The sequence below is a fragment of the Leptotrichia sp. genome (assembly GCF_057270615.1).
Genome location: NZ_DBHIXN010000007.1, coordinates 30,502 through 50,942 on the forward strand (window position 1 = coordinate 30,502; position 20,441 = coordinate 50,942).

At 28.9% G+C, this 20,441-nt stretch carries 24 protein-coding genes; 7 read left to right on the forward strand and 17 right to left on the reverse strand.

All coding sequences use genetic code 11. From position 1 onward, the window contains the following. Window positions 1–51: 51 nt before the first annotated feature. From yihA to coaE, 3 genes are read right to left on the reverse strand one after another with little or no spacing between them, the layout of a single operon-like run. On the reverse strand, window positions 52–642 hold the full coding sequence (gene yihA, locus ACO409_RS02485; RefSeq protein WP_485554519.1) for a ribosome biogenesis GTP-binding protein YihA/YsxC: 591 nt from the start codon (window positions 640–642) through the stop codon (window positions 52–54). Between the two features lie 55 nt (window positions 643–697). Further along, window positions 698–1,510 carry an LCP family protein gene (locus tag ACO409_RS02490; RefSeq protein ID WP_485554521.1) on the reverse strand — a complete coding sequence of 271 codons (813 nt, stop codon included), beginning with the start codon at window positions 1,508–1,510 and terminating at the stop codon, window positions 698–700. 10 nt (window positions 1,511–1,520) lie between these two features. Next, window positions 1,521–2,129, reverse strand: coding sequence for a dephospho-CoA kinase (coaE, locus tag ACO409_RS02495; RefSeq protein WP_485554523.1), 609 nt, complete (start codon window positions 2,127–2,129; stop codon window positions 1,521–1,523). Between the two features lie 556 nt (window positions 2,130–2,685). Between coaE and ACO409_RS02500 the strand changes: the two genes are divergently transcribed. From ACO409_RS02500 to nadR, 6 genes are all read left to right on the forward strand, one after another. Then, window positions 2,686–3,093, forward strand: coding sequence for an acetyl-CoA carboxylase biotin carboxyl carrier protein (locus ACO409_RS02500; RefSeq protein WP_485554525.1), 408 nt, complete (start codon window positions 2,686–2,688; stop codon window positions 3,091–3,093). A gap of 57 nt (window positions 3,094–3,150) precedes the next feature. After that, a complete protein-coding gene (gene accC, locus ACO409_RS02505; protein ID WP_485554527.1) occupies window positions 3,151–4,506 on the forward strand; it encodes an acetyl-CoA carboxylase biotin carboxylase subunit in 1,356 nt (451 codons plus the stop codon). Between the two features lie 146 nt (window positions 4,507–4,652). Then, complete coding sequence (locus tag ACO409_RS02510; RefSeq protein WP_485554529.1) at window positions 4,653–5,048, forward strand: Asp23/Gls24 family envelope stress response protein; 396 nt, start codon at window positions 4,653–4,655, stop codon at window positions 5,046–5,048. Between the two features lie 294 nt (window positions 5,049–5,342). Beyond that, window positions 5,343–5,975, forward strand: a complete 633-nt coding sequence (amaP, locus tag ACO409_RS02515; protein WP_485554530.1) for an alkaline shock response membrane anchor protein AmaP — start codon at window positions 5,343–5,345, stop codon at window positions 5,973–5,975. After that, a complete protein-coding gene (nusB, locus tag ACO409_RS02520) occupies window positions 5,975–6,394 on the forward strand; it encodes a transcription antitermination factor NusB (RefSeq protein WP_485554531.1) in 420 nt (139 codons plus the stop codon). Before amaP ends, nusB begins: the two co-directional genes overlap by 1 nt. Before the next feature lie 229 nt (window positions 6,395–6,623). Further along, window positions 6,624–7,745, forward strand: a complete 1,122-nt coding sequence (gene nadR, locus ACO409_RS02525) for a multifunctional transcriptional regulator/nicotinamide-nucleotide adenylyltransferase/ribosylnicotinamide kinase NadR (RefSeq protein ID WP_485554532.1) — start codon at window positions 6,624–6,626, stop codon at window positions 7,743–7,745. Window positions 7,746–7,944: 199 nt separating this feature from the next. Here nadR and ACO409_RS02530 read toward each other — a convergent pair whose 3' ends face one another. From ACO409_RS02530 to ACO409_RS02585, 12 genes are all read right to left on the reverse strand, one after another. Next, a complete protein-coding gene (locus ACO409_RS02530) occupies window positions 7,945–8,442 on the reverse strand; it encodes a ferritin (RefSeq protein WP_485554534.1) in 498 nt (165 codons plus the stop codon). Window positions 8,443–8,462: 20 nt separating this feature from the next. Next, a complete protein-coding gene (locus tag ACO409_RS02535; protein WP_485554535.1) occupies window positions 8,463–8,879 on the reverse strand; it encodes a Fur family transcriptional regulator in 417 nt (138 codons plus the stop codon). A gap of 220 nt (window positions 8,880–9,099) precedes the next feature. Then, window positions 9,100–10,920: a sensor histidine kinase gene (locus ACO409_RS02540; protein ID WP_485554537.1), complete on the reverse strand. Its 1,821-nt coding sequence runs from the start codon at window positions 10,918–10,920 to the stop codon at window positions 9,100–9,102. A 1-nt stretch (window position 10,921) separates the two neighbouring features. After that, window positions 10,922–12,517 (reverse strand): subtype B tannase, encoded by a 1,596-nt coding sequence (locus ACO409_RS02545; RefSeq protein ID WP_485554539.1) that lies wholly within the window; start codon window positions 12,515–12,517, stop codon window positions 10,922–10,924. Window positions 12,518–12,668: 151 nt separating this feature from the next. Further along, entirely contained in the window at window positions 12,669–13,043 is a 375-nt protein-coding gene (rplQ, locus tag ACO409_RS02550; protein WP_485554541.1) for a 50S ribosomal protein L17, read from the reverse strand. A gap of 52 nt (window positions 13,044–13,095) precedes the next feature. Continuing rightward, window positions 13,096–14,070: a DNA-directed RNA polymerase subunit alpha gene (locus ACO409_RS02555; protein ID WP_485554543.1), complete on the reverse strand. Its 975-nt coding sequence runs from the start codon at window positions 14,068–14,070 to the stop codon at window positions 13,096–13,098. 30 nt (window positions 14,071–14,100) lie between these two features. Continuing rightward, a complete protein-coding gene (rpsD, locus tag ACO409_RS02560) occupies window positions 14,101–14,688 on the reverse strand; it encodes a 30S ribosomal protein S4 (RefSeq protein WP_485554545.1) in 588 nt (195 codons plus the stop codon). A 28-nt stretch (window positions 14,689–14,716) separates the two neighbouring features. Then, a complete protein-coding gene (gene rpsK, locus ACO409_RS02565; protein ID WP_015770205.1) occupies window positions 14,717–15,106 on the reverse strand; it encodes a 30S ribosomal protein S11 in 390 nt (129 codons plus the stop codon). A 31-nt stretch (window positions 15,107–15,137) separates the two neighbouring features. After that, window positions 15,138–15,503 (reverse strand): 30S ribosomal protein S13, encoded by a 366-nt coding sequence (rpsM, locus tag ACO409_RS02570; protein WP_485554547.1) that lies wholly within the window; start codon window positions 15,501–15,503, stop codon window positions 15,138–15,140. 200 nt (window positions 15,504–15,703) lie between these two features. After that, window positions 15,704–15,817, reverse strand: coding sequence for a 50S ribosomal protein L36 (gene rpmJ / locus ACO409_RS02575; protein ID WP_485554549.1), 114 nt, complete (start codon window positions 15,815–15,817; stop codon window positions 15,704–15,706). Window positions 15,818–15,838: 21 nt separating this feature from the next. Next, window positions 15,839–16,057 (reverse strand): translation initiation factor IF-1, encoded by a 219-nt coding sequence (gene infA / locus ACO409_RS02580; RefSeq protein WP_006805851.1) that lies wholly within the window; start codon window positions 16,055–16,057, stop codon window positions 15,839–15,841. A 260-nt stretch (window positions 16,058–16,317) separates the two neighbouring features. After that, the gene (locus tag ACO409_RS02585) at window positions 16,318–16,944 is read right to left on the reverse strand and encodes a class I SAM-dependent methyltransferase (RefSeq protein WP_485554551.1); all 627 of its coding nucleotides are present in this window, start codon (window positions 16,942–16,944) and stop codon (window positions 16,318–16,320) included. Between the two features lie 177 nt (window positions 16,945–17,121). Between ACO409_RS02585 and ACO409_RS02590 the strand changes: the two genes are divergently transcribed. After that, on the forward strand, window positions 17,122–17,346 hold the full coding sequence (locus ACO409_RS02590; RefSeq protein ID WP_295726996.1) for a heavy-metal-associated domain-containing protein: 225 nt from the start codon (window positions 17,122–17,124) through the stop codon (window positions 17,344–17,346). A 397-nt stretch (window positions 17,347–17,743) separates the two neighbouring features. Here ACO409_RS02590 and ACO409_RS02595 read toward each other — a convergent pair whose 3' ends face one another. Both ACO409_RS02595 and proB read right to left on the reverse strand, forming a co-directional pair. Further along, entirely contained in the window at window positions 17,744–19,000 is a 1,257-nt protein-coding gene (locus tag ACO409_RS02595; protein WP_485554553.1) for a glutamate-5-semialdehyde dehydrogenase, read from the reverse strand. Between the two features lie 252 nt (window positions 19,001–19,252). Beyond that, on the reverse strand, window positions 19,253–20,395 hold the full coding sequence (gene proB / locus ACO409_RS02600) for a glutamate 5-kinase (protein ID WP_485554555.1): 1,143 nt from the start codon (window positions 20,393–20,395) through the stop codon (window positions 19,253–19,255). Window positions 20,396–20,441 lie beyond the last annotated feature (46 nt).

Below are 20,441 nucleotides of genomic sequence, written 5' to 3' on the forward strand. Positions count from 1 at the left end.
TTTTACTTGAACCCTAAGTTTGCATAATTTTTAAAGGGCTTAAATATACTTCTATTTTTTCCTATTAATTCTTTCTCCAATAAAATCAAGCAATTCTTTTCTTCCAGTGTTTTTTAATGAAGAATAAAAAAATACATCCTCGTTTTTAAACACAAGTTTTTTCTTAATTTCTTTTAATTGCTTAAACTTTTCATTATTAGACAATTTATCAGCCTTTGTAAAAATTATGCAGTACTCAATCTCAAAATGTTCTAGCCATTTTAACATTTCAATATCCTCTCCAGAAGGAATTCTACGTAAATCAAGTAGTAAAAATACAACTTTTTCACGGTCTGACATAAGATAGCTTTCTATTGTTTTTCCCCAATTTTTTTTCACTGCATCAGGTACTTTTGCAAATCCATATCCTGGAAGATCCACAAAATAAATAGAATTATTTATCAAAAAATAATTTATAAGCTGAGTTCTTCCTGGAGTTTTACTCGTTCTTGCAAGATTTTTTCTTTTGGTAAGCGAATTTATCAGAGAAGACTTTCCAACATTTGATCTTCCAATAAAAGAAAATTCTACGGTGCCATTAAATGCTGGATAATCTTTTTCCATAACTGCTGATTTTACAAATTCTGATTTATTTATCTCCATATTTCACCTCTTTTTTTATGATTTTTGACTATTTTTTATATTTGATAATTTTTTATTAATGACTTTTAAGTTCTTCCCTTGCCTGTTCCAGTGATGCTTCATCAGGCATAAAATACCAGATTCTATTTATCATCTGTCCATCTCCAGTAATCTCATACTGATCGATAGGCTTATGCATAACAAATACTGGCAGTACTGACAATGCCTTAAATGGATTTACTGCAATGTCCATATGTTGTTTTGAATAGTTGTATACTTGCGGAACATACTTCCATCCAGATGGTGCAGCTAACTTTTGAACAATTCCTTGAATAACCTGTCTTTGACGCTCATCACGTTTAAAAGCTGTGTCACTTTTTCTATGTCTTGTATATGCAAGTGCCATTTTCCCTTGTAAATTATAAACTTGTCCTTGATTAAAGTGAAATGTCTGCTGACCAAAATAATCTTGATTAAACGTATGGTTTGAAACGACATCAACTCCGCCAATTAAAGTTGTCAAGTTCATAACATCTTCAAATCTAAATCTTACATGATAATCAATTTTTGTATCAAGCAAATTTTCCACAGCGCTAATTGTACACGGAACCCCTCCAAAATGGTGCGAATGTGTAATTTTATCTTTTTTATAATTCTCGCACGGAATTTCTGCGTAAGTATCACGTGGAATTGAAATCATTTTTACTTGTGCCAAATATGGAACAACTCTTATAACAATAAGACCATCACTTCGAGATCCTTGCGTAGGCTGATTAGCATATGCATCTACTCCTATCACAAGAATATTAAATGGTACCGACAGCCATGCAATAAGTGCTATTAGAGCTCCCAATAAAGCTATTCCCAATATTAAAAATATTTTTTTCATTTTTCACCTCTTATTTTTTATGTTCTGATAAAATTTTTAAAAATTTATCAACTTTTCTATTTAAATCACCTATATTTCCATTATTTTCAATAACAAAATCACTTTTTTCTCTTTTTATATCCAAAGGCATTTGAGAATTTATAATATTCCAAGCCTCTTTTTCGCTACGGCTATCTCTTTCCAAAACACGCTTAACTTGTATATCATTTTTTGCACCAACTAACAAGATATAGTCAAATTCTTTTTCCCACTGAACTTCAAAAAGAAGCTGAATTTCTACAAAAATGATTTTATATTTTTTTGATTTATATTCTAAAATTTTCTTATGCATAACTTTTAAAACTTCAGGATGCATAATCGAATTTAAAACAAATCTTTTTTCTTTGTCGGCAAAAATAATTTTTCCTAGCTTTTCACGTGAAATACTGTGATTTCCAGATTTATCATCCACCAGAACTTCTCTTCCAAAACTTTGTATAATTTTTTCTATAACTGATGGAAATTCAATAACTTCATGTGAAATCACATCCAAATCAATCACAGGAAATCCTTTATCTTTCAAAATTTGGCTAACAGTACTTTTTCCCGTTCCAATTCCGCCTGTAAGTCCAATAACCATTTTTATTTTCCTTTCCAGTATTTTTTCTCAGAACCAATGCTATCCTTATTAAAATAATAGCTTTGTTATAGTTTTCATTCACAATTTTTTATTCCTGATTTTATTATTTTTCTCCACTCTCTGACAAGGGGTCTTGACCTCTTGCGGTTATAAATACTGTTGTTATTCAATATTTATCATTTTTACTTTTACAATCGCCTAAAGAAATAAATAAAATATAATTTCTATTTTTCAAACAAGGTTTTAGTATAAAATTACAATAGAATAATTTGATAACTGCATTTATGAATTTAAATTATAAAAATATGAATTTAATTTCCTTATAAATAAAATAAATTCAGCTTTAACTTTATATTTGCAATGAAAATCCGAATATATTTTATACCTTTTTTCATTTATTTGCAACAATTTTTATCTATCTCGCTAAATTTCTAACAGTTTTAAAAAAGAAAAAATTGAAAAAATGCTTATAATATGTTAAAATTATGTATGGAAATTAAAGACAATTATAAAATTTTATTGAAATAAACATTTGATTTAAAACAAGGAGGGATTTATGGAACTTAAAGACATTCAGGAATTAATGAAAGTTCTGAAAAAAGAAGATATAGCAGAACTAAAAGTAAGATATGGAAAAATAAAACTTACTTTAACAAATTCTAGAAATACAGAAGTTGCAAATACTGCAACTGCAGCACCCAAAGTTACAAAAGAAAAAAAAGCTGCAAAAGCTGTACTACCAGCAGAAGAAATCGTTAAATCAAGTAACGTTGGCAAAATCAAGCTAATAGCCTCAAAAACTGGAGTTTCAGTCAAAAAAGGTCAAATTCTTGCCAAAATTAACACAATGGGAATTGATAATGACGTAAAATCTACCGCAGACGGAATTTTAAAAGAAATACTTGTGGCAGACGGATCAGCAGTTGATTTTGCAAAAGAATTATTTAAAATTGAAGTTAATTAAAAAGATTAATAAAAATTAATCTAAGAGTAAATTTAATTTTAGGAGGATGGAATATTAATGTTTAAAAAAATATTAATAGCAAATAGAGGAGAAATTGCCGTTAGAATAATTAGAGCGGCAAGAGAATTGGGAATCGCAACAGTTGCAGTTTATTCAGAAGCTGATAAAAATTCGCTTCACGTAAAGCTAGCTGACGAGGCTATCTGTATTGGAACTGCCAGCAGTGCAGATTCATATTTAAAAATACCAAATATTATTTCAGCAGCACAAATTACACAAAGTGAAGCAATCCATCCAGGATATGGATTTTTATCTGAAAATCAAAGATTTGCCGAAATATGTGACAAAAACGGAATTGTATTTATTGGTCCAAAACCTGAATTAATAAGTATGATGGGAGATAAAGCAACAGCAAGAGAAACTGCCATTAAACATAAAGTCCCAATAACAAAAGGATCAGATGGAATTGTCCCAACTTTAGAAGAAGCCAAAAAAGTTGCAGAATGGATTACTTATCCAGTCATGATAAAAGCAACTGCCGGTGGTGGTGGAAAAGGAATGAGAATTGCTCATGACGAAGAGGAATTATCTGAAAATTACATTGTCGCACAAAACGAAGCAAAAGCAAATTTTGGAAATCCAGATGTTTATATTGAAAAATATGTTGAAGAGCCAAGACACGTTGAAATACAAATTGTAGGAGATAAATTTGGAAATGTTGTCCATCTAGGTGAAAGAGACTGTACAATCCAAAGAAGACACCAAAAATTAATCGAAGAATCTCCATCAGCAGGAATTGATGCCAAAACACGTGAAAAAATGGGAAAATTCGCTGCAAAATTAGCAAAAGGTATAGGTTACGACAGTGTTGGAACTTTGGAATTTCTTGTTGACAAAAGCATGAATTTCTATTTCATGGAAATGAATACAAGAATCCAAGTTGAACATACAGTAAGTGAAGAAATTACTGGAGTTGATCTAGTAAAAGAACAAATAAGAGTGGCTGCAGGAGAAAAATTAAGCATCTCACAAAAAGATATACATATTAACGGACATGTAATCGAATGTAGAATAAATGCAGAAGATTCTGAAAATGGATTTTTGCCATCTTCAGGAGTTTTAGAAACATACATTCCATCTGGTGGAATTGGAGTAAGAATTGATTCACATTCCTACCAAAATTATGAAATCCCGCCATATTACGATTCAATGATAGCTAAACTTGTCGTAAACGGAAAAGATCGAGATGAAGCTATTTCACGTATGAAACGTGCTTTAAGAGAATTTATCATTGAAGGTGTAGATACAACTATTCCTTTCCATTTAAAAGTGCTTGATAATGAAGACTTTAAAAAAGGAATTGTCTATACAAACTTCATTGAAACTCACTTTAAAGAAGTGCTTGAAAAATAGTATTCTAAATAAAATCAGAAAAACTGCTTTTCTGAATCTAAATTGCTAAAATATTATAAAATGCAATTTATACAAATGTTATTTAACAAAGGGGCAAAGTCCCCTATCATTAAATAAATAAATTAATAAAATTAGGAGGAACTAAAATGAACGAATTAGGAAATGTAAATATATCACAAGAAGTGGTAGCAACAATCGCAGAATCAGTAGTATCAGAAATTGAAGGAGTAAACAGCCTTGTTGGTGGAACTTCAAAAAATGAAATTGTTAAATTTTTCCAAAATGTATCTTCAGGTGGAAAAGGAATTGAAGTAGAAGTTGGAGAAACTGAATGTACATTAGATCTTTACATTGTAGCAAAAATGGGATATAAATTACCAGCATTAGCTGGAGAAATCCAAACAAAAGTAGTAAAGGCAATTACTGACTTGACAGGATTAAAAGTTCAAGAAGTTAATGTATACATTCAAAAAATTGTAAAAGATGAAAAAAAGGATGTAGTTCCAGCTACTGTTGCAGAAACAGCAGAAATTGAAGAGTAAAAATAAAATGAAAGGAGAATCTGACAAAAATAAATTTATAATTTATTTCATATTTAATTTTTACTTTAATAAAAAAACTGTTGGATAACTATAATTAATCTAAATTACAATAAAATAACTTATACAAGCAAGGGGGGCATCTCCCCCTTTGTCTAATTAAAATTATATTATCAAACACATTTATCAAAGTATAACAAAAATTTTCCAATTCTAAAATTAGGAATAGTTTATTTCATAAAAATAACTACAATTAAATATATAAATAATGTCTTTTTGTCAGTATGTATCAAATTAATGATTGCAATATTGGGATTTTTAGCAAGACTATCTGTGATACTTGGATTTATCGGTATTGCATTTTCAAGCATATCAGATACTCTGTTTAGAACCGATTATTTAGGACAGCTTGACAGTTCTATAGACTTGAGCAGTTTAAATTTCAAAATTTTAGTTGGACTGTTATCAATAATTTACTTAGTCATATTTTTACTTTCCTATATTAACAAACTTACAAAATATTCTCAAAATAGAAAAGTAAAAAATAAAAATGGGGAAATAGAAGTTTCCATCAAAACAATAAACGAAACATCAAAAAGTTTTTTAAATTCAGTGGAAATTATAAAAAATTCAAAAGTAAAATCATATCCTAAAGGAAAATCAGTTGTTATCGAAGCTACTGTTGACACCTATAATGTTGATAACTTAAATGAAAAATTAGCAGATATTCAAAATAAATTATCCGAATACATTTTCCATTCTACTGGAATTACCGTAAAAAAAAGCAAAGTTAAGTTAAAAAAAGTTTTAGGCGAAACAATTGTTGAAAAAAAAATCATTGATTCTCCAACTGTTCAGAAGCAAGCTGAAAAAGAGCAAGAAAAAGAAAAATCAGAAGCTGAAACTTCCCCATCTGGAAAGGAAAATTAATGACACGAAGAGGAATTAGAGAGGAAATATTTAAATTACTTTTTGAATATGAGCTAATTGATAATAATATCGAAAAACGAATAAATGATATAATTGAAGAAAAAAATTTAAAAAAAGAAGATGAAATTGATTTTTTAAGAAGTTATGTGACTGAAATAATTGCAAATAAAGATATTTTAATAGAAAGAATAAAAAATGTTCTTGAGGGATGGACTTATGAGCGTCTTGGAACAATAGAAAAAGTTTTGTTAAAAATATCTTTTTATGAAATTACTATAAAAAATGTTGGTTATGAAATTGCAATTAACGAAGTTTTAGAAATTTCCAAAAAGTATTCCTATAATGATACAAAAGACTTTTTGAATGGGATTCTTGCAAGATTAATAAAAAATATTAAAGAAGGAAAGAGTAGCTTCTAGGTTTATTTTCAAAATAGTTTTACAAAAGACTTCTATATTTTTTAATATGGAAGTTTTTTTTTGACAATTTAGTAAATTTTTTTATTTTATTTAAAATTTATATAGTAAAACTAATTTAAAAGCAAACTTAAAAATTATAATTATTTTACTCAAATCCTAAGTTTATATAATATTTATTTTAAATAGATTCAAATATATTATTTAGAAAGAAAGGAAAATAAATAAATTAATGAAAAAAATAGGTATAATTATTGGAAAATTTTTCCCACTTCATATTGGACATGTAAATTTTATTCAGAGGGCTAGCGGTATTGTAGATAGACTTTATGTTGTCATATCGTATTCTGAAAATTCTGATGATATGCTTACATCACATTCTCGTTTTGTAAAAGAAATTACACCAAAAGATAGATTACGTTTTGTAAAGCAGACATTTAAAAATCAGCCAAATATATCATCATTCTTGCTAGATGAAAATCATTTTTCTCAGCAAGGCGAAAACTGGGAAGAATGGGCTAACACTCTAAGAAATGAAATTGAAAAAAGACAAAAAATAGAAAATGAAACAAAAATAGACTGGAAAAACGATGTTATTTTTATTAGTAATCGTGATGAAGATAAAGAGTATAATTTAAAGCATTTTGGCTCAGAAACAAGATCTATAGACAAAAATTATATTGAATACAATGTCAATTCAAAACAAATACGTGAAAATCCAAGTAAATACTGGGATTTTTTACCACGTGAAGTAAGAGAACATTTAATTCCGATTATTACAATTTGTGGTGGTGAAAGCAGTGGAAAAAGTGTAATGATTGATAAACTTGCAAATGTATTTAATACAACTTCAGCTTGGGAATATGGACGTGAATATGTATTTGAAAAGTTAGGTGGAGATGAAGAATCTCTTCAATATTCAGATTATGAAAAAATTGTCTTTGGTCATCAGTCAAATGTATTACATGCTGCAAGAAATGCCAATAAATTCGCATTAATTGACACAGATTACATTACCACTCTTGCCTTTTGCCTAACCTATGAAAAAAGAGATAATCCAATTGTTCGTGAATTCGTTCAAAATTATAGATTTGATCTAACAATTTTGCTTGAAAATAATGTAACATGGGTAAATGATGGTCTTAGATCAATTGGAGACAATAATAGACGAAAAAAATTTCAAAGTTTATTAAAACAGTTATATAAAGAATACAATATTTCTTATATTACAGTAAAATCTGAGAGCTATGAAAAAAGATATTTAGCCTGTAAACACATCATAAAAGCATATTTAGATGGTGCAGATAATTCTAAATTACAAAAAATTGCAGATAGCTATTCTTTTACTGAATAATTATAATTAAAAGAATTTAAACTCAAAGGCTATAATTGTTTTACTCAACCTTCACATTTATGTAATTTTTAATAGTTTAATTTTAGATGGATTCGAGTATATTTAACAATATTTAAAAAAATAAATTGATTTTTTAATTATAAATAAAGCAGGGCGACGAATATTATCACCCTGCATTCTATTTTATATAAAATCTTTATTATTCTCTTGCTCCCATTTCTTTATCTAACAAGTAAAGTGTTGCATTATTGTTATCAACATCTAAAGAAACTACTTTTTCAATTACTTTTTGAGCTTGTTCTTCTTCTTCTTCTTGTTCTTCAGCAAATTCATTTAAAAATACTTCAGCTCCATAATCTCCCAATTCTCTTGCAAGTTTATGAATATTTTCAATAGATGCAGTAACTTCTTGTTCATGTGCAAGTGTTACTTCAAATACTTCTTTTACTGATTTAAAATCCATTTTAGGTTTATCTAATGCAAAAAATTCTACTTTTCCATTTCTTTTTAATACGTAATTATAAAATTTCTTTGAATGTTCAACTTCTTCTTTTGATTGTTCGCTCATCCATTTTGAAAAACCTTCCAATGCTCTTTCATCAAAATATGCTGCCATAGCTTGATATTGATAAGAAGCTGCAAGTTCCATATTTATTTGATTATTTAATAATTCTTCTAATTCTTTATTTAATTTCATTTTTCTCTCCATTTCTTTTTTTAATTATGTTTTTTTAAACACTTTTCACAAATACCTTTTATATAAAAATGTATTTCGTCAATTTCTACATTACCCAATTTTGATAAGTCAATTTTTGATAAATCTACATCAAAATCTACTATTTCTCCGCAAGATTTACATTTGAAATGTCCATGATTCTCCGTGACTACATCATATCTCACTTCATTTTCTTCAATTATTATCTCTTGAATAATGTTGTTTCTGACAAACGTGTTTAATGTGTTATATACTGTAGTTTTGGATAAAGTAGGCATTTCAGGAGATAAACTTTGGAAAATATCATCAACTGTTGGATGTGTATGATTATCCATTAAATATTGAAATATTTTCATTCTTTGTATTGAAGGTTTTATCCCATTCTTTTTCAAATATTCACCAACGTTTTCTATCTGCATTTTTCCTCCCATTAATATTTAGTTATTTATATTTGCTTTCCCTTGTATCCGTTACAATTTTATACCTTTTTCTACATTTTGTCAATACTTTTATTTTATTTTTATTATCAAAGTTTCTTTTTTCGATATATACTCGCTCATTTAAACTTGAACTACTAAAATCATGTATTTAGAATTTGAAAAATTCATAACCATTACACTATTTAAATAAAAAATATTATTATTTGTCAAAAGGAATCAAAAAAGTAAAAGATGTTTGAACATTAGGTTTGCTTTTTACCATAATTTCAATATTATGTCGTCTTGCAATTTCCTTTGCAATTGCGAGACCTAGCCCCATTCCATTTTTATTTTCCTCTGTATTTGATTTATGATAACGGTTAAATATTTCTCCAATATTTTTAGAATCTATTCCTTTTCCATAGTCACAAATCTTAAATTCGTAATATTTATCTTTTTTTTCTAAAAAAACATCAATTTTTTGATTTTTATTTGAAAATTTTATTGCATTATCCAAAATAATTATTATCATTTGCCTAATTCTTTGATAATCTCCAATGAAAAGATAATTTTCCATTTCATTATTATTTTTGGTATTTCCTTCAATAAAAAAATTAATTTTTATATTTTTTTTAGTTGAAATTTGTTTCATGCTTCTAATTGCATCATTTATAATTTCAGACAAACTTATAGTACTTTTATTAATAGAAAAATCAGTATTTTGAAGTTTTGTTAAATCTATCAAGTCATTAACTAACCTTTGTAAATGAATACTGTCTGATAATATTTGCTTATTGTACTCCTTTAACTGTTCAGGATTGCTTATAATACCATCACAAATAGCTTCCATTGAGCCTCTAATTACAGTAATCGGTGTTCGTAATTCATGAGAAACATTCGCAATAAAATTTTGCCGCATTTTTTCAAACCGCTCACTTTCCTTAGAACTTTTATCAAGCTGAAGTGCCAGCTTATCAATACTTTTTGCAAGTTCTCCAATTTCATCTCCTTGATCTACACCTGTTACTATTTCATAATCTCCTTGTGACAATTTAATTGTAGCATTACGAATTTTGTTAAGTGGCTTTGTAAAACTTATAGAAAGCCATATTGCACTAATGCTTGCTATCACAAGAGCCACTAAAATACTAAAAATAAGTGTATAAATCCCACTTTTTAAGGCTGATGACATATATTTTACTGGAGAATGAAGTAAAACAACTCCTTCAATAATTTTGCCATTTTTTATTGGAACTGCTACTGTAATCGAATTTTCGTTTAAATATTCATTAAAATTTTCAGTTGTTGTTGTTTCTCCAGCAAGTGCTTTTTTTATAGTATTTTCAGCATTTGGAGGCAATTTTAAATACGAGAGTGACTGAGTTTTATCACTTCTTCCTTGAACAATATTTCCAGTTTTTGCATCTACTATCCAGACTTCTCCCATTGCAAGATTTTCAATCATTCTCATACTTCTAAAAATTTTGACATTGTTATCTTTTTCATCTACAATTCTATGTCTTTGAAAATGCCTTTCTTCAGGTGGTATATTATTTTTTTCATCTTCTATATTTCTACTATCTTCCCTTTTTCTCGATTCATTTTCAAAAATTTTATGTCTTTCTTCCGGATTTCTTTCATCTTCATCTTTTCGTATATCTTCAATAATATTATTTTCAAAAATTTTCCCCTTTATATTTCCCACAATTTTAGCATTTTCCCTATGTGGAAATTTGTTTCTATCTTCTTTGGGATTTCCAGGTCTTCTCTTTCCATCCGAACGCAAATCTCTATCTGGAATTTTTTCATTCCTATTTCCATCCTCAAACCACATTTTAGATAAAGTTTCTGAAATTTTACAAGCTCTTTCCACCAAATTTTTTTTATGCATCGCAACTGTATTTTGAATATAGATATACCCAAAAATACTTCCTACTACAACTGAAAATAAAAAAAGTGATACTCCAAAATATGAAAGCAGTTTTACAACTATTTTATTCCTATATTTCATACCTTTTATCTGTTTATTTTTTAATTTCACATTATCTTCCTTCTGCCACAACTTTATCTATCCATCCAAACAATTCTGTCAAATCATAATCCCCCGAATGAGGTGTCGCCCAAGGAGATGCAAAATCAACTTTTTTCCCAAGATTTTCCAATTTTATCGCAAGTATCGCAGGTATTGCAAGTGAAGTATCTTTGTCAACTGCACCATGTCTTATTCTCCAATATTTCACTTTTGAACTTCCAATATAATTCATCGGATTCATCATTTTTATAATTTTCTTATCAGCCATTGTTCCATTTACGGTCGAATGTTCTAGCATATACTGTGTAAAATGCTTATTATTTGTAGTTTCATCTCCAAATTCATTATTTTCTCCAGTCGATAAATCCACATTATCAAATGCTCCTGGCGTTTTCTGTCTACCCATGTAAGCAATATATTTATCATAATCTAAATCTACAACTTTTCCATTTTTTATTGTTAAAAAGTCAAATTCTGATAAATCAGTTCCTTTTTTCAAAGCCGCATTTGCAGAATCAATGTAATACTGCTTAATCTGATTTTTAAAGCTTCCATTTCCATCTTTATCCAATGTTAAAAGTTTACCATTTTTGTCCTTCAATTTTAAACTATTCACATAATTAGGAAACATTTTTTTCAAATCATTTGAACGTAAAATTTCATCAGCAGTCAACGTACCTTCAGTGTATTTTCTTTCCACATTGTAATCTAGCATTGAAATTTCTATCTTTTTATAGGTTTTCACATCATTAAACATCCACTCATATGCTGTATTTGCATTTTCTAAATTAGTTATTGGACAATAAGCTGAAACTGCGTAAATATCATCTCTAGCCTTCAATGCTCCAATTTCCTTCAAATAAGGCTCGTAATCCTTGCTATTCCCAGTTGCACCTAACAGAGCTGAAACTGCTCCTCCAGCACTTGTCCCATTAGAAATAATTCTGTCAGCTCTACCAGGCATTTTATTATCATTATAACGTAAATATCTCACAGCCGCCTTCAAATCTACAATTACAGCAGGTGCCTTTCCTGTATACTTCCCATCTTTTTCCAAAGTTCTACCTCTAGCTCCAGGACTTGCCACAACATATCCATTTGACAATGCGACTAATGAAGCATCAGGTTTTCCATCTCTTCCATTTCCAGGCACTCCAGCTGCTCCAGGCATATATCCTCCAACTGTATTTGGGAAAAATATTGGTGCAGTTTTTGCATTGTATTTCCCAACTGATTTATTTTTAAAATATTCTTCTGGAATATAGATATTTATAGTTTGATATGCAATATCAACTGGTTTTGCTACATAAACTATATTTTCATAAGCACGATAAGTAACAGTTTTTCCGTTAACAGTAACTGTTTTTGTCGTATAATTTTTATTTGCATCAAAATTTAAGTTGTAACCATTTTCTGTTTTATTTGTTATCATATCTTCGGTTATTACTTTTTTATTCATAGGTGCTCCCATTTGTGGTTTTTTATCTTCATTCTTTTCTACACTTTTTTGAGTTTTGCTAAAATCTAAACTTTTCATAGTACATATCTCAGTGGCCATAACTGCTACTGAAATTAATAAACTCATTACAATCAGTTTCTTCTTCATAATTTCTCCTTTTATTTTTATAAAATATTAACAAAATTCTCTGAACCTATCACAATTGAAATCGCAAATATTCTGACATAATTAATAAAAATTAGTATAAAAAAAAAGGACATAAGCAACAAAACCTATGCCTTTTAGTTATTTATGAATACTATACTAATTCAATAATTGCCAATTCAGCTGAATCTCCACGTCTAACAGCTGTTTTGATGATTCTCGTATAACCACCGTTTCTTTCAGTATATTTAGGTGCAATTTCATTAAAGATTTTTGCAACTGCTTCTTCATTTCTCAAAAGTGCAAAAGCCTGTCTTCTTAAATGAACTCTTTTTGCAGTATCAGTTGAATTATTGTATTTTTTCCCTAAAGTGATTGCTTTTTCAGCAAATTTTCTTAATTCTTTAGCACGAGTTACTGTTGTTTCAATTTGCTCATGTTCTACTAAAGAAATTGTCATATTTTTAAGCATAGCTAATCTATGGTCAGTTCTTCTACCTAATTTTCTGTATGATTTATTATGATTCATTTTCCCTCCTCGTTTAAGATTTTATTCTATATTCTACTTTGATTCTTTATGATTACTCCTCGTTACTTGTATTTTCACCTAAATCGTAACCAAGTTCTTTCATTTTATCAATAATTTCATTTAGTGATTTTTTCCCTAAATTTTTAATTTTTAATAATTCATTATAAGTCATTGAAGTTAAGTCTGAAATTGTATTTACTCCTGCTTTTTTCAAGCAATTATAAGAACGTACTGTAAAGTCAAGCTCTTCAATTTTCATATCTTCAATGTTATTTTCATTTTCTTCTTCAGTTTCTACCAATTCTTCTTCACTATCTCTATATTTACTCATACTGTTTCCAATATTTGTAAATGGCTCCAAATGCCAAGTTAATAACTCTACTGCATAAGACAAGGCATCTTTAATTTCGATACTTCCATCTGTTGCAACTTCTAAAATTAACTTGTCATAATTTGTAACACGTCCAACCATAGTATCTTCGACACTATAATTTACTCTTTTGATAGGCGTATAAATTGCGTCAACTGCTAAATATCCTATTGGCCATCCATCAGTATTAATTTCATCAGAAACTACAAATCCTTCTCCTGAATCTACAAGAAATTCAATATCAATTTGTCTATCAGTTGTAACTGTCATAATCACTTGTTCAGGATTTATAACTCTCAAGCCAGGTTCTACATAAATATCTGCAGCTGTAATTACAGCTGGTCCTTTTACTGAAAGCGTCATTTTCTTTTCACCAGGTTCATCAGCTTCAACTACTATTTCTTTTATATTCAAAATAATATCTGTAACTGCTTCCTTTACACCTTCAATTGTTGAAAATTCATTTAATACACCTTCAATTTTGATTCCTTTTATTGCAGTTCCTGGAATTGATGATAATAATATTCTTCTAAGTGCGTTTCCAATAGTATTCCCATATCCTCTATATAAAGGCTCTAATGTATATTTTGCTGTATAATTATCTTCTTTTTCTTCAGTTAATCTTACATTTTTAGCTATTTTTTCAATATTTAACAAGCTAATTCATCTCCTCTGATTAAAATATTATTATCTAGAGTAGAACTCGATAATCATCGCTTCGTCAACCTCAAAGTCAACTGCGTCTCTTCCAGGATTTTCAAGCACTTGAGCTTTTAAAGTATTTTCTTCAAGTGACAACCACCCTGGAATTGCTTTTTGCCCAATAGATTCTTTAATTAAAGCTAATTCTTTAGAATCTTCTTTAACTGTAATTACATCACCTTGTTTTACTCTGTATGATGCAATATTTACTCTTTTTCCATTGATTAAAATATGTCCGTGACTTACGATTTGTCTTGCTTGTCTTCTTGTAGAACCAAATCCTAATCTATAAATTACGTTATCTAATCTTCTTTCAAGATATTGAAGTAAAAGTTCACCTGTTACTCCTTCTTTTCTTGTTGCTTCTTCATATAATTTATAAAATTGTTTTTCCATTACTCCATAAACAAATTTTACTTTTTGTTTTTCTCTTTGTTGTGTTCCATATTCAGTTAATTTTCTATTTGCATTTGGTCTAATATTTCTGTTTGATTTTTTGTTTACCCCTAAAACAATAGGATCTAAACCAAGATTTCTACATCTTTTTAACACAGGCTGTCTATCTCTTGCCATTTATCTTTTTCCTCCTTAGTTTATAAAATTACGGTCTTCTCTTTTTAGGTGGTCTTGCACCATTATGAGGTACTGGAGTTATATCAACGATTCTTGTTACTTCCAATCCAGTAGCCTGTATTGATCTTATAGAAGCTTCTCTTCCAGATCCAGGTCCTTTGATTTTAATTTCAATTTGTTTCATTCCATTTTCAATTGCAACTTGAGCTGCTTGTTCAGCTGCTATTTGAGCTGCAAATGGAGTTCCTTTTTTAGTTCCTTTGAACCCTGAAGTTCCTCCTGATTTCCAGATTACTACTTTACCTTCTGAATCTGTTATAGTAACAACAGTATTATTAAAAGTAGAATGTATATATGCGATTCCATTAGGAATATTTTTTAATTTTTTCTTTTTTGAAGTTGCTGGTCTTTTTGCCACTTATGGTTTCCTCCTTTAACTTAATAGTTTATTATTTTTTCTTAGCAATTGCCATTTTAACTGGCCCTTTTCTAGTTCTTGCGTTTGTTTTAGTTTTTTGTCCTCTTACAGGTAATCCATTTCTATGTCTTAATCCTCTGTAACTCTTAATGTCAAGTAGACGTTTGATGTTAAGTCTAATTTCTTTTCTTAACTCTCCTTCAATCTTGTACTCTTCCACAGCAGCTCTTAATTGTGCCACTTGTTCTTCTGTCAAATCTTTTACTTTTGTATCTCTATCGATACCAGTTGCTCCTAAAATTTTGTTTGAAGTGCTTCTACCAATTCCAAAAATATAAGTTAAAGAAACTTCTACTCTTTTATTTCTTGGAATATCTACTCCCGCTATTCTAGCCAAATTTTTTCCTCCTCGTTTTGATATTTTTAATCTTCTTCAATATGCCCTCACATACACAATATAAGGAATAAGCCCTACAGCTAAACATACCTTTACAATCTTTATTTCAATATCCATAGTATTTTTATTTATTCTATATATATTTAATAAAAATGTTTTCAGGTTTATTAATCTGTTTTTTTATAAAAATCTTTTTTAAACTATCCTTGTATTTGCTTGTGTTTAGGGTTTTCGCATATTATTCTTACTTTTCCGTGACGTTTAACGATTTTACATTTGTCACAAATAGGTTTTACTGAAGCTTTTACTTTCACTAAAAACCCTCCTTCCAACTGTTATTTTTTTCTATATACAATTCTACCTCTTGACAAGTCGTATGGAGAAACTTCCACCGTAACCTTATCTCCTGGTAAAATTTTTATATAGTTCATTCTCATTTTTCCTGAGATATGCCCTAAAACTTCGTGTCCATTTTCAAGCCTTACTTGAAACATCGCATTTGGTAATGCTTCGATTATTTCACCTTCCAGCTCAAGAACATCCTGTTTTGCCATAAATAATCACCTCGGATCCTTTTTATTATAACAAAAAAATAAATAAATGTCCAGTTTTTTTCGATATTTAATTTTTTTTAATCTCAAAAAACAATTTAATATTTTTTATTTACTATATCATAATACAGTATTTATCCCATTTTGTCAATTATTTTTCATGGAAAACAAAGTAAATTATTTAAGATCAAATTAAAAGTTATATTTTGAGCTTTTTTATTATTAAAAAAAAACTATGAATAAAAATTATAACCCTAAAATTTTTATCCTTTAATACACTTAAAAATTCTATACCCCGCTTCTATCTCCAGCGTTTCACAATTCCCAAATACTTCCTCCAGTTTTTTCTGCGTACTTTTTGCCCCATGTTTTGTCTGAATTACACAATAAAATTCCCCATTTTTATTTAAATGTTCAAAACTTTGTTCATAAATCTGAAAAATAGTCTGCTTTCCAGCCCGAATTGGCGGATTGGACAAAATCACATCAAACTTTTCAGAAATATTATCAAATGCAAATGACTTTCTCACTTCAAAATCATCATTTTTATCCTTTATAACTTTATTTTTTAAAAGGTTTTCTGTTGTAAGCTCCAAAGCTCGCTCATTCACATCTGAAGAAAGTGTTTTTATTTTTTGAAAAAATGCTTTCAACACAACAGATACAACTCCATATCCACATCCAATATCAAGTACATCAAACTTTTGATTTTTTTTATTTATATTTTCCCGTAAAAACACTTTTAACATTACATCTGTTCCAAAATCTACCTTCGTCTTTGAAAATACCCCATTATCTGTCAAAAATTCAAATTTTTTATTTTCTATCTCATATTTTATTATTTTTCTATCTGACTTTACATCTTGTTTTTCTGAAAAATAATGACTCATCACACTTCACCTCTTAAATTTTTATTTTACATCATTATATCATATTTTACCATTTATACTACACATTTTTTTTGCATATACAAAATCCTTGCATTTTACTCTATTTTTTTATATAATAAACTTGACACAAATAATTTTGTGCCTTAATAACAATAAAATTTTATGGAGGTTTTTAAAATGATTAAAAAACTTGTTGAAATAGAAGGGCTACATTGTGAAAACTGTGCAAAAAAAGTAAAAGATGCCTTATACGGACTGCCAGAAGTAGAAGATGTAGAAGTAAATCTTTCCGATAAAAATGCGAAAGTTACTTTAAATGAAGAAGTTGACGACTTGCTAATAGCAGATGTGGTAAATGGTGCTGGACATTATAAAGTGAAGGATGTTACAGAAATTTCTTAATTTTTTTTATTAACTATTTATTTACAAAAAATTAAAAAATTTATTTTGAATTGAGTTGATTTTTTTATTATAAAATGTTATAATGAGAATGTAAAAGAATAAAAATTCTCGTTGTAGTGTTACAAATCAAAAGAGAGCTAACCCCCAAAGTAAGCTCTCTTTTTTAGTTATTTCCAAAATTCTTGAATTAAAATTATTACTATTTGTAATAAAATTACAACTAAGATTTTTATCAATAACACTCTCATTATAGTATTACCTCTTTTCTCAAGGATTGCTAAAATTATAACATTTTTTATTATATTTGTAGATTTAATTTAATAAATTTAAAATTTTTTCTAAAATAAAAAAGATGATATTGAACAATTTTACTGCTCTTATCATCTCTTTTAAAAAATTATTCTCTTATCTGTCCTTCTCCTCTAATCACATACTTCGTTGTAGTCAGCTCCCTAATTCCCATAGGCCCACGAGCATGAAGTTTTTGTGTGGAAATTCCGATTTCTCCACCGAAACCGAATTCTCCTCCGTCAGAAAATCTTGTTGAAGCGTTTAAATAAACATTGGCTGAATCTACTTCGTTTAGGAATTTTTCAGCATTTTCGATAGATTTTGTCAAGATTGAATCAGAATGATGAGTTCCGTGATTATTTATGTATTCAATTGCTTCATCTACGTTTTTAACTAATTTTAATGACATTATCAAATCTAAATATTCTGCTCCAAAATCTTCTTCAGTTGCCAATTTCACATCCGCTCTATTTCCAGCAATTTCCAATGCTTCTTTGGTATATCTTAACTCCACTCCATCTTTTAACAGCATTTCCGTCAATTCTGGCAAAATTTCTTTTGCAATATTTTCATGAATTAATGCTGTTTCAATAGCATTGCATACGCTTGGACGTTGGACTTTGGCATTTTCGATAATTGGTAATGCCTGCTTTATATCTGCTGTTTCATCTACAAATATATGACAAATTCCAGCTCCTGTTTCTATCATTGGAATTGTCGCGTTTTCAATGATAAATCTTTTTAGTCCTTTTCCGCCTCTTGGGATAATTACATCAATGTATTTATCTGCACGAATTAAGTCCTTTACCAGCTCTCTTTCTGGCTTTTCCACAAGCTGAACTGCATTTTTGGGCAATCCGTGAGCATCTGCTACCCTATTTAACAATTTATTTAAATAAATATTTGAATTTAGTGCATCTTCAGATCCACGTAAAATTATTGCATTTGAAGATTTTATTGCAAGTCCTGCCGCATCTATCGTAACATTTGGACGTGATTCATAAATCATTCCGATTACTCCAAGTGGAACTCTTTTTTTTGAAATATTCATTCCATTTTTGTGATTCCATCCTGTAACGACTTCTCCAATTGGATCTGGGAACATAGCCATTTCACGTAGACTTTGAGCCATTCCTTCAATTCTGCTGTCAGTAAGAGTCATTCTATCCAGCAATGCAGAAGATATACCTTTCTCTATGCCTTTTTCCAAATCTATCTTATTTGCTACTTTTATTTCTTCCTTTTTATTTACCAGTTCATCCGCAATTGCAAGCAAAACATCATTCTTTATTTTTGTTCCAGTTTTTAAAAGTTCTCTTGCTGCAATTTTTGCTTTTTTCCCAAGTTCTTCTATATAGCTCATATTTTCCCTCTTTTCTTAAATTTGTATATACTCAAAACCATTCAAAATTAAGCTATTAAAAATCATATAAATTTAGATTTTGAGTAAAATAGTCATAACTTTTGATTTTGGTTTTAAATCAGTTTTACTATAAAATTTATACTTTTTATTAATACAAGGGGTTAAATCTCCTTGCTTTCTAATATCAATTTAATACACAACTTTCAAATAAGTCCATTCATAAGACTTTTTTTATTCTTAAAATTAGCTGTATTATTTTTTTATAACAACATTGTCAATATGAATCACGGCATCATCATATTTATAACCTAATATTTCTTCTATATTTTCACTTTTAAAACCTTTTATAAGATTTATTTCTTCTGCCGAATAATTTGAAATTCCAGTTGCTACCACTTTTCCTTCCAAGTTTTCAATTTCTATGACTGCTCCTTTGTCAAAATTTCCCTGAACAGATTTTATGCCGACAGGTAGTAAGCTTTTACCATTTTTCAAGGCTGTCTTTGCTCCATTATCAATTGTTAATGCCCCTTCTTTGTTAGGTCCGTAAGCAAGCCAGTATTTTTTTAGGCTAATTTTTTTATTTCTCTTAACAAAAAGTGTCCCTATATTCTCTTTCTCTATGATTCTTGTTATATTTTTAGGGTCATCTCCGCTGGCAATAACTAAACTTGTTCCAATTTTCGTTACCATTTCTGCAGCAACAATTTTCGTAATCATTCCGCCAGTTCCAAATTTTGAACCTTCCGCACCTGCCATCTTCTTTATATCTTCATTAATATCTCCAACCATATTAATCAGGTTAGCATCTTCATATTTTCTAGGATTTTTATTATAAAGCCCATCAATATCAGATAAAATAATAAGCAAATCAGCATCAATCAATCCTGAAACAAGCGCTGACATCGTATCATTATCTCCAACTTTAATTTTTAAAGCATCCGACACTATTGCATCATTTTCATTTATAATTGGAATAATTTTTCTTTTCAGAAAAGCATTACAGACATTTCTCATATTTAAGTATCTTTTCCTATTTGAAAATTCATCTTTTGTTAATAAAAGCTGCCCTATTATTTTATTATGTTCATTAAAAAGCATTTGATAAATCTGCATAAGAGAAACTTGTCCAACAGCCGATAACATCTGCTTTTCAGATAACGTCTTAGGCTTTTCAGTTATATTAAGAAGTCCCATTCCAGCACCAACTGCTCCAGAAGTTACAAGTATTACATCATATCCCTTGTTCTGAAGATTACTTAACTCCATTACAATTTTTTTTATCTTAGCAATATTTAATCGTCCATCTTCAGTTGTAAGTGTAGATGTTCCCACCTTCACAACTACTCTTTGAATATTTTTTAATATTTCCTCTCTTGTATTGTCACTTTTCATTTTTCTTCTCCTGTTTTAAACATTCTTTAGTAATTTTTTACTAAAT